Source organism: Methanolinea sp. (assembly GCA_016699325.1).
Classification (GTDB): Archaea; Halobacteriota; Methanomicrobia; order Methanomicrobiales; family Methanospirillaceae; genus UBA9949.
The window spans coordinates 535,149-544,319 of the sequence record CP064971.1 but is presented as its reverse complement, the minus strand read 5'-3'; the positions used below and the strand labels follow the sequence as shown (position 1 = coordinate 544,319).

Here is a 9,171-nt window from a genome sequence, read left to right as displayed (position 1 = left end):
TACATAAATATTTGCATAGTTACCGGTGAGAAATCCGGATAATCCCGGTATCGGTCACGATGATGTCCATGGGCACATCGTAATCATCTGACGGGATCCGGTCCAACTCGAGGCAGGAGAACGCCACCCCGATCTTTTTCATCCAGGGATGGTCCGAGAGGAACCGGTCATAGTAGCCTGCCCCGTAACCGAGCCGGTATCCCCGGCGATCAAAGGCCATCATCGGCACCACCACGAGTTCTATATCGGCAGGATCCGCGGGGATCTCGCACCCCACCGGTTCAGGGACCGAGAACGTGCTCGGGACAAGCACCCCGGGATCGCGGAGAAAAGAGAGGCGGAGCGTCCGGGTCTCCTGCTCGATTACCGGTACCACGACCGATACCCCCTGGTCAAGCAGGGCGGCGATCAGGCCATGGGTGTCCACCTCGCCTGGTTTCGAGGCGTAGACCATGACCGGGTCCACACCGTCTATGAGGTCCAGCACGAAGCGCCCGATCGCCGCTGACCGCGAGGAGATCTCCCCTGGTTCAAGGCTGCACCGTATCGCCCGTGCACGTTCCCGTACAGCCGATTTATCCCGGTCCATTCGTGGTACATGGTGGGAAAATCCAGCAGATAATGGTGTGGATCGGCGACCCGCAGGGCGGATGATGGTCACTGACCATATGTTTTTATATCGCCATCTGCTTATTGCTCCCTGTAGGAGGCAAAATATGCCATACCGCTGGAACAAGAAAGTTGACGTTGATGAGACCATCGTGGTCATCAAGAATGTGCTCGACAAGGAAACCGAACTCCCGAATTGGCTGGTCAACGCCATATACGGGGCTATCCGGGACTCGGATCCTGCAATGGCGAAGTACTTTTATGAAGGGGTGAAGAAGTACGCTCCCACCGCCATGAAGTACTTCGAGGAAGGTTCGACCAGGGCACCAATCTGAAAAATTCCTTTTTTTTTGGAAAAAAGTTAGAAATTGAAGTGCCGGTTCACGATCTTCAGGGCACAGTAATCGCCGCACATGGTGCAGGCATCGGTATCCGCAGGCATCCGTTCGTCCCGGATCTGCCTGGCACGGGTCGGGTTCATGGCCAGCTGGAACTGCCGCTCCCAGTCGAGATCGCGGCGGGCATGACCCATCTCGAGGTCCGCGTCCCGCTTCCTGAGCTTGATCATGTCCCCGACATGGGCAGCGATCCGGGAACTCATCACGCCCTCGTATACCTCCTCGGGCGTGGGGAGCGCGAGGTGCTCGGAGGGGGTCACATAGCAGATGAAATCAGCACCGTAGGCCGATGAGAGCGAGGCCCCGATGGCGGCCACGCGGTCGTCGTATCCCGGGGCAATATCGGTCACCAGCGGGCCGAGCATGTAAAAGGGCTTCCGGTTGGTCACCCTTTTCTGGAGGATGACGTTTGCCTCGACCTCGTCTATGGGGATGTGGCCCGGACCTTCCACGATGACCTGGACGCCCTGGGCATGGGCCTTGTCTGCAAGCTCGGCATTGATGATCAGCTCCTGGATCTGGGCCCGGTCGGTGGCGTCGTGCACTGCGCCGGCACGCATCCCGTTGCCGGTGGAGAGGGTGACCTCGTGCTCCTTCATGATCTCCAGCAGGTAATCGAACTCCGAGTAAAGCGGGTTCTCCTTGTCGTTATGCAGCATCCACGCCGTCATGAATGCCCCTCCCCGGGAGACCAGCCCGCCGTGCCGGCCCTGGTTTTTTAGGCGCTTGACGGTTTCCCAGTTGATGCCGGTATGGATGGCCATGAAGTTGGTCCCCAGCTTCGCCTGCTCGGCCGTGATCCGGAAGAGGTCGTCCTCGCGCATGTGGACCACCGCGCCGTCCCTCCGGGCGGCTTCGATGAAGGCCTGGTAGAGCGGGACGCTCCCGACCGAGAGGGTGGTATTGGCGATGACCTGTTTGCGGATCTCGGTGAAGTCTCCCCCGGTCGAGAGTTCCATCAGGGTATCTGCGCCTGCCCTCTCCGCCATCCGGGTCTTCTCGATCTCCATGGGGATGTCAACGATATCTGAGGAGGTGCCGACGGATGCGTTCACCTTGGTCCGCAGGCCTTCACCGATCCCGCAGAGTTTCACTTCGCGGTAGGGGGAGATCGGGATGACAATGTGGCCTCCGGAAATTCCTCTCCTGATGAAGTCCTCGGTCACTCCTTCCTGCCGGGCCACGACACGCATCTCTTCGGTGATGGTGCCCGACCTGGCGCTGTCTATGAGGCTCATGGATAGAAGTTTCTCAAAAGACCTGATAAAGGCTCTTTTTACGATTACGGACTAAATCTTGCTTGTCTTCTCAACAAGTAAATTTGATTTACGTTTACGCAAAGTAATTTTAACAGAGGTCGGGCGGTCGTTTTAACCGCTTTCAATAGTTTGAAGAAAGCCGCTATGCCATGATCTATGGAATGGTGAGAGGAGTGAAGGTCAACTACGGAGGCTTTGTAGATCTTTCTACCAAGGACTGGCCGGGAAGGGCAGTCTGCACGGTGTTCTTCCGCGGCTGCCCGCTGCGCTGCTCCTACTGCCATAACGCAACCATCCAGACCGGGAAAGACGAGCGGGATGCCGGGGAGATTATCGCCCTTATCGATGCCGCCCGCCCCCTCGTCTCGGGAGTCATCTTCTCGGGCGGTGAGCCAACAATGCAGCCAGCCCCCCTCGCCGCTCTTTGCCGGGCAGCAAAGGATCGGGGCCTGCTCGTGGGCATCCAGACCAACGGCTACTTCCCTGACACCCTGGCACTCCTCATCGACGAGGGGCTGGTTGACCGGATCGCCCTTGATTACAAGTCGCGGTGGGAAGGGTATGCCAAGCGATGGGAAGGGTATGCCGGGTCCTGCAGCAGGGACTACGCGCTCCAGGCCGACCGGTCGATCGCGATCTGCGAGGACGCCCGGATGTCGGGCAGGCTACCGGAATTCGAGATCGTGCTCACCATATTCTGGGGAAACGAGCGGGAGATCATCGGGATTGCCGACCATCTGCCGCGGGGGACCCTCGTGCTCCAGCAGGGGATCCGGAAACGGTTCTGGAAAGAATGGACCGGCACGGACCAGGCGGGGGGAAGTGTGCGGAAGAGCCGGCGGGAAATCGAGGGGGAGCGGGCACCCCTGAGCTACGAGGAGCTGGCAGTGCTCGCAGAATCGATGAAACGGCTGGGCCGGATGATCAGGATTCGGACCCGGGAGCAGGGAGAAGTGGTGTATGAAAGTGATCGGGGTTGTTGGCCTTCCTGCCAGCGGTAAAGGAGAGCTTTCTCGGATCGCCCGGGCCATGGGTATTCCCGTGGTAGTGATGGGAGACGTCATCCGGGACACCGTGATCCGGTCCGGTCTCCCGGTCACCGACAGGAATCTCGGGGAAATGGCAGGCAATCTCCGGAAGGAGCGGGGAATGGCAGTTGTTGCGGACCTCTGTATCCCGGAGATCGAGCGACAGGCCGCCCCGGTGGTCCTGGTTGACGGTATTCGCGGCGATGCGGAAGTCGATCTCTTCCGGTCCCACTTTCCCGGGTTCATCCTCATCGGCGTGGACGCACCGTTCGAAGCCCGGCTGGCACGCCTCTCCTCGCGGGGCAGGGAGGACGACCGGCTCGACCGCGAGGAGCTGAGAGAGCGCGACCGCCGCGAGATCTCCTGGGGGCTGGGGCGTGCCCTTGCCTGTGCCGATATGCTCATCCTCAATGACCGCGACCTGGAGGCTTTTGGGGACCAGGCACGGCAGCTCCTCGAAGGTATCAGGGAGGACAAATGCCGGTAACCCCCTATTTCTCCTCATCGGCACGGGTGTGGGACGCCATCGAGTGGGTCTTTGGGATCGAGGATGCCGGTTATTCAGGGTGGGAGATTGTCGCAGACGGGTCGTATCGCCTGGACAATGCCGATACCATCGCCCGTATCGATGAGGTCATCCAGAGCACCCGGCTCGGTATTACGGTGCACGCCCCCTACGGAGACCTCAACCTCGCAACACTCAACGACCCGATCTGGCGGGAATCGATCCGGCAGATTTGCACCTGCATCGAGGCAGCCTCGGCGTGGACCGACCGGGTGACCATCCATCCCGGATACCTTTCTCCGGCAGGAAAGATCATGCCCGGCCGGGCATGGGACCAGCAGAAGGAGGCGCTCCGGATTATCGGGCGGGTGGCATCGGATTGCTCTGTCATGGCCTGCCTCGAGAACATGATCGCCCTCAGGGAGTACCTCTGCAGGGAGCCCGGGGAACTGTTCGGCATGGTGGACGGGATCGAAGGGATTGGAGTGACCATCGATATCGGGCATGCCCACACGGTCGGAAGGGTCCGTGAATTCCTCCCCTTCCTCCCCAGGGCATCGCACCTGCATATCCATGATAACCACGGTGCGAGCGATGAGCATCTCGCCATCGGTGCCGGCACCATCGACTGGGACCTCGTCGGCCCCTGCATCGTCCGGGACTATACCGGCGTGGCGGTAGTTGAGGGGCGGTCGCTTGAAGAGGGAAGGATCAGCCTCTCCCGGGTGCAGGGGTGGCGGGCGTGAGCGGGGAGACCCTGCACGTCTTTTTCCTCGGGACGGCCGGGGCGCTCCCGACCCCGATGCGGAACCCGCCCTGCATAATGGTCCGCCGGGGATCCGATACGCTCCTGTTCGATTGCGGGGAGGGGGCCCAGCAGCAGATGATGCGGGCCCGGACCGGGTTTACCGTGGACGCCATCTTCGTTACCCACTGGCACGCCGACCATTTCCTGGGTATCGCCGGGCTCGCCCAGACGCTCTCCTTCATCGGGAGGACGGAGCCCCTGCCGGTTTACGGGCCGGTATGGGTCCATGAAGCGGTATCGGCGATCCGGGCCCTCTCCCGTTACAACCTCCGGTTCCCCCTCTCATCGGTCCAGATGTCCCACGGATCCGAGATACGGTTCACCGGGTACCGGGTGAAAGCTTTCTCCACCGACCACGGGATGGAGAGCATCGGCTACATCCTCGAGGAGGACAGCCGTCCCGGGCGGTTCAGCAGGGAAGAGGCCGTCCGGCTGGGAGTGCCGCCGGGACCGCTCTTCGGGAGGCTCCAGCGCGGGGAGACGGTCTGTATCTCCCGTGACGGGGTGGAAGTCCATATCTATCCCGGTGACGTCATGGGCCCTCCCCGTCCCGGGCGATCGATCATTTATACCGGCGACACCCGTCCGGTGCACCGAACCATACTAGAGTTCTGTAAAAGCCCTGACCTCCTAATCCACGATGCCACCTTCGATGACCAGGAGATCGGGCGGGCGCGGGAGGTCTACCATGCCACCGCAGGGGAAGCAGGCGAAGCGGCCCGGGCACTCGGGGCCCGCATGCTCGCCCTCGTCCATATCAGTTCGCGGTACACTTCGACTGCCGGTCACCTGAAGGACGCATCCCGGCTGTTCTCCGGGACGGTGATAGCCCCTTCAGACCTCGATGTCATCGAGATCCCCTTCCCTGAAGAGGGATGATGCTCCGGGTGGTTTTTCCATACAATGATAAGCGGCGCCCGCGCATGGGTACGTAGAGTTTCGAATAACGGATGAGGATCATATCGGTGAATGTATGGATAACCCAGATGACGTAACGGTATACCGCTTGGGGCCGGGTTGCGACCTTGGCGATGTCGAACAGGGCAAGGTCTACATCGGTCGCGTGCAGGGGTTTGCCAACTTCGGCACTTTCGTCCAGCTGAACGAACGGATGAAGGGGCTGGTTCATAAGAGTAATATCAGGACCAGGCACAAGGAACGCGAGACCATCCTGGTCAGGGTCAGGAACATCAGGGATAACGGGAATATCGATCTCGAAGAGGTGACTTACCCGGTCTACACCGTTGAGATGGTTGAGCGGAAATCCACGACCGTCCGGCTCGCGGAGCTAGGCACCAGGGTGGGACGGACCGTCAGGATCGAGGGCGAAATCGCCCAGATCAAGCAGACGAGCGGCCCGACCATCTTCACCATTGTCGACGAGTCAGGTACCGAGAACGCGGCGGCCTTCATCGAAGCCGGTGTACGCGCCTACCCCGATGCAAAGCTCGGGGATATCGCCGGCATCACGGGCGAGGTGATGGTCCGCAACAACCAGCTCCAGATCGAAGTGGAGTCGCTCTCCATCCTCTCCGGGGAGGAGGAAGCGCAGGTAAGGCAGCGGATCGAAAGGGCGCTCGACCAGCGATCGGAACCCCCAGATATCCCGCTCCTCGTGCGGAGCGAGGTGCTTGAGAAGCTCAGGCCCAGCATGCGGGAGGTCGCCAAGATCATTCGGCGTGCGGTCTTCACGGCCCAACCGATCATCCTCCGTCACCATGCCGATGCCGATGGCATCTGTTCTGCGGTGGCTATCGAGCAGGCGGTGACCTCGCTCATCAGGGAATCCGGCGGCGATTTCGATGCCGACTACTTCCTCTTCAAGCGTTCCCCTTCCAAGGCTCCGTTCTACGAGATCGAAGATGTCACCCGGGATCTCGATTTCGCATTGAAAGACCATGTCCGGTTCGGCCAGAAGCTCCCCCTCGTGCTCCTGACCGACAACGGGTCCACCGAAGAGGATCTCCCCTCGCTCAAGGTCGCGCAGGTCTACGGGATCTCCGTCGTGGTTGTCGACCACCACCACCCCGACGAGATCATCGACCAGTACCTTGCCGGGCACGTGAACCCGTACCATGCCGGCGGCGATTTCGGGATCACCGCGGGGATGCTGGGGACCGAAGTCGCACGGCTCATCAATCCCGCGGTCGAAGAGGCCATCAAACACATCCCTGCTATTGCCGGGGCAGGCGACCGTAGCGAGGCGCCCGAGCGCAGGCTCTACCATGACCTGGTGCGGGACCGCTACTCCGACCAGGACTGCAGGGATATCGCCCTTGCGCTTGATTACGAGCAGTTCTGGCTCCGGTTCAACGACGGTCGCGAGATAATCAAGGATATCCTTAACCTGACCGGGGAACCAGGGCGGCACCGGAAACTGGTCGCTTTGCTCGTCGAGGGAGCCAACGCTGCGATCGAGGAGCAGATGAATGCCTCGATGCCCCATGTCCGCCACCAGACGCTTGCCAACGGGGCCGAGCTCTTCCTCCTCGATGTTGAGATCCATGCGCACAAGTTCACCTTCCCCCCGCCGGGCAAGACCTCAGGCGAAGTGCACGACCGCCTCTGCCAGAAACATGCCGGATCCCCGGTAGTCACCATCGGGTTTGGCCCTGACTTTGCAGTGCTCCGTTCCAAGGGAGTGATGATGAATATCCCGAAGATGATCCGCGAGCTCCACGAGGAGATACCTGGTGGCGGGATCAGCGGCGGGGGGCACCTGGTGGTCGGGAGCATCAAGTTCGTGGAAGGCATGCGTGATGAAGTCCTGCAGGGCCTCATCGGGAAGATCTCACGGGTGCAGGCAGGGGTCTGAGGGCAGGGGCGTTCTCCAACCTCCTGGTTCGTCATTATAACCTTTTGGTAAGTGCGATGAAATTCGCAGTTAATGGTCTGGTTTCGCAAAAGAACTTATTTATATGCTTTCTTCCAGGATTACTATACAGATAGGTATTTATACATAAGGGAGACAATTACATCTCACACTGCTGAGGCGATACAATATGTCATCGGGTAACATCCGGAACCGGTACAATGAGACCCAGCACAGGATCGTCACCTACCTGCTGGGCGGGTTGTCGAAAGGCAAGCACTATTTCAAGTCAAAGTACATTGCAAAGGAGCTTGGGCTTTCAGCAAAGGAGGTGGGGACCAACATGGCCATCCTCTCCGAGATCTGCCAGGAACTGGCGATCATCAAGTGGAGTTATTCGAACAGCACGACCTGGATGGTGACATCCCGGGGTGCGTAAATTCCGGAATTGCACCTTTTTTTATGGCGAAGATCGCAATGTTCGAATCGGCCATCGAGTTCGTGGCCATCGTCAATGAGCACAAGGACTGCCTGATGGCCCAGGACAACACCCAGGACGACCCGTCCGTCCTGTGGTTCAACATCGACGTTCCCAAGGGTCATGGCCTCAAGGCCGGGGACCGGGTCCGGGTCACCATCGAGAAAATTTAACCGCCCACCTGCTTCCCGGGGCCCGTGCCGCCCCGCTCCGTTCTTCCCCCGGTGGGTGAAACGGGGCAGAACGGGAAATTAGATATGTAATCCTCGCCCAGTCTATAAGAGCGGGGCCATAGGGTAGCCTGGCCATCCTAGGAGACTGGGGGTCTTCTGACCTGCGTTCAAATCGCGGTGGCCCCATTCCAGAACCTTTTGAGGTGCCAGGGATTTATGAAGTTCGATGACCGTTGTTTTGGATGTCTCCTCTCCCGGGTCAGCCTCGAGTGTCGTCTCTGCGGTGCCGGAGAGGAGAAGACGCGGGAGGTGCAGGAGAGCTGTGCGGCCCTGCTTGGAGAGCTCCGGCATGCACCACTCCCCAACCCCCAGGTCGCAAGTGCCATACACCGCCGGGCATACCAGATGCTGGGATCAGCGGATCCCTTTGTCGCACTGAAGGAGGAGAGCACCCGGGAAGCCATCGCGGTCTGCCGGGAAGTCCGGGGCACGCTCTCGGGTTTCCGGGACTTCGTGCTTGCCTCTATCATCGGCAATACCTACGACTATGGGGTCAAGGGGCACACCGTGACCGGGGACTTTCTCTCCTACTTCCGGCAGGAGTTCGCGGCCGGCCTTGTCATCGACGATTGCGACCGGATCCGCAGGCTGCTCTCCCGGGTGGTCTACTTCACCGACAACTGCGGCGAGATCGTCTTCGATCGCCTGCTCCTCGAGGAACTGAACCGGCTGGGATCATCAGTCACCCTCGCGGTCCGGGACGCGCCCATCCTGAACGACGCAACTCTAAAAGAGGCGCGGGCGCTGCGCCTCGATCGGTTTGTCCGGACCATCACCACCACCGGATGCGGCTGCGAACTGGCGGTGCGGCTCGACTGCATGCCGGAGGAGCTGGCAGAGGCCGTTGAGACCTGCACCCTGATTATCGCCAAGGGCATGGCCAACTATGAATCCCTCTCTGAATATACCGGCCTTCCTCCGGTAGCCTTCCTGATGGCAGTCAAGTGCGAACCGATTGCCGAGGAGATTGGGGTCCCGCGGGGTTCAAAGGTCGCCATGCTCCGCGAAAGCGACCGGTAGGACAGTTTTTTTTGCCGGGGG

Annotated in this window: 11 protein-coding genes and 1 tRNA gene; 10 read left to right on the top strand and 2 right to left on the bottom strand. The window is 60.3% G+C overall.

The features are described from left to right. Positions 1-19: 19 nt before the first annotated feature. Positions 20-589, bottom strand: coding sequence for a 5-formyltetrahydrofolate cyclo-ligase (locus IPI71_02780; GenBank protein ID QQR71453.1), 570 nt, complete (start codon positions 587-589; stop codon positions 20-22). 127 nt (positions 590-716) lie between these two features. Here IPI71_02780 and IPI71_02775 point away from each other — a divergent pair, with 127 nt between their 5' ends. Beyond that, the gene (locus IPI71_02775; protein ID QQR71452.1) at positions 717-944 is read left to right on the top strand and encodes a hypothetical protein; all 228 of its coding nucleotides are present in this window, start codon (positions 717-719) and stop codon (positions 942-944) included. A gap of 26 nt (positions 945-970) precedes the next feature. On the opposite strand, the gene thiC is transcribed toward IPI71_02775, so the two are convergent. Beyond that, positions 971-2,245 carry a phosphomethylpyrimidine synthase ThiC gene (thiC, locus tag IPI71_02770; GenBank protein ID QQR71451.1) on the bottom strand — a complete coding sequence of 425 codons (1,275 nt, stop codon included), beginning with the start codon at positions 2,243-2,245 and terminating at the stop codon, positions 971-973. Between the two features lie 182 nt (positions 2,246-2,427). Between thiC and IPI71_02765 the strand changes: the two genes are divergently transcribed. The 9 genes from IPI71_02765 to IPI71_02725 all read left to right on the top strand — a co-directional run bounded on the left by IPI71_02765 (position 2,428) and on the right by IPI71_02725 (position 9,150). Continuing rightward, positions 2,428-3,267 carry an anaerobic ribonucleoside-triphosphate reductase activating protein gene (locus tag IPI71_02765; GenBank protein ID QQR71918.1) on the top strand — a complete coding sequence of 280 codons (840 nt, stop codon included), beginning with the start codon at positions 2,428-2,430 and terminating at the stop codon, positions 3,265-3,267. Beyond that, positions 3,227-3,781, top strand: a complete 555-nt coding sequence (gene fliE, locus IPI71_02760; protein QQR71450.1) for a flagellar hook-basal body complex protein FliE — start codon at positions 3,227-3,229, stop codon at positions 3,779-3,781. The genes IPI71_02765 and fliE overlap by 41 nt, the downstream gene beginning before the upstream one ends. Continuing rightward, complete coding sequence (locus IPI71_02755) at positions 3,772-4,545, top strand: sugar phosphate isomerase/epimerase (protein QQR71449.1); 774 nt, start codon at positions 3,772-3,774, stop codon at positions 4,543-4,545. The genes fliE and IPI71_02755 overlap by 10 nt, the downstream gene beginning before the upstream one ends. Next, positions 4,542-5,486, top strand: coding sequence for a ribonuclease Z (locus IPI71_02750; GenBank protein QQR71448.1), 945 nt, complete (start codon positions 4,542-4,544; stop codon positions 5,484-5,486). The genes IPI71_02755 and IPI71_02750 overlap by 4 nt, the downstream gene beginning before the upstream one ends. A gap of 94 nt (positions 5,487-5,580) precedes the next feature. Then, complete coding sequence (locus IPI71_02745) at positions 5,581-7,422, top strand: DHH family phosphoesterase (protein QQR71447.1); 1,842 nt, start codon at positions 5,581-5,583, stop codon at positions 7,420-7,422. Between the two features lie 187 nt (positions 7,423-7,609). Then, on the top strand, positions 7,610-7,858 hold the full coding sequence (locus IPI71_02740) for a hypothetical protein (protein ID QQR71446.1): 249 nt from the start codon (positions 7,610-7,612) through the stop codon (positions 7,856-7,858). A 23-nt stretch (positions 7,859-7,881) separates the two neighbouring features. Continuing rightward, positions 7,882-8,070 (top strand): hypothetical protein, encoded by a 189-nt coding sequence (locus IPI71_02735; protein ID QQR71445.1) that lies wholly within the window; start codon positions 7,882-7,884, stop codon positions 8,068-8,070. 112 nt (positions 8,071-8,182) lie between these two features. Beyond that, positions 8,183-8,256, top strand: a tRNA-Pro gene (locus IPI71_02730). A 30-nt stretch (positions 8,257-8,286) separates the two neighbouring features. Continuing rightward, positions 8,287-9,150, top strand: coding sequence for a DUF89 family protein (locus IPI71_02725; protein QQR71444.1), 864 nt, complete (start codon positions 8,287-8,289; stop codon positions 9,148-9,150). The last annotated feature ends 21 nt before the right edge of the window (positions 9,151-9,171 follow it).

Excerpts from the sequence above, each read along its gene's own strand:
- IPI71_02780 (QQR71453.1), bottom strand. The coding sequence starts at position 589 with ATGGACCGGGATAAATCGGCTGTACGGGAACGTGCACGGGCGATACGG.
- thiC (QQR71451.1), bottom strand. The coding sequence starts at position 2,245 with ATGAGCCTCATAGACAGCGCCAGGTCGGGCACCATCACCGAAGAGATG.
- IPI71_02775 (QQR71452.1), top strand. The coding sequence starts at position 717 with ATGCCATACCGCTGGAACAAGAAAGTTGACGTTGATGAGACCATCGTG.
- fliE (QQR71450.1), top strand. The coding sequence starts at position 3,227 with ATGAAAGTGATCGGGGTTGTTGGCCTTCCTGCCAGCGGTAAAGGAGAG.
- IPI71_02755 (QQR71449.1), top strand. The coding sequence starts at position 3,772 with ATGCCGGTAACCCCCTATTTCTCCTCATCGGCACGGGTGTGGGACGCC.
- IPI71_02765 (QQR71918.1), top strand. The coding sequence starts at position 2,428 with ATGGTGAGAGGAGTGAAGGTCAACTACGGAGGCTTTGTAGATCTTTCT.
- IPI71_02745 (QQR71447.1), top strand. The coding sequence starts at position 5,581 with ATGGATAACCCAGATGACGTAACGGTATACCGCTTGGGGCCGGGTTGC.
- IPI71_02740 (QQR71446.1), top strand. The coding sequence starts at position 7,610 with ATGTCATCGGGTAACATCCGGAACCGGTACAATGAGACCCAGCACAGG.
- IPI71_02725 (QQR71444.1), top strand. The coding sequence starts at position 8,287 with ATGAAGTTCGATGACCGTTGTTTTGGATGTCTCCTCTCCCGGGTCAGC.
- IPI71_02735 (QQR71445.1), top strand. The coding sequence starts at position 7,882 with ATGGCGAAGATCGCAATGTTCGAATCGGCCATCGAGTTCGTGGCCATC.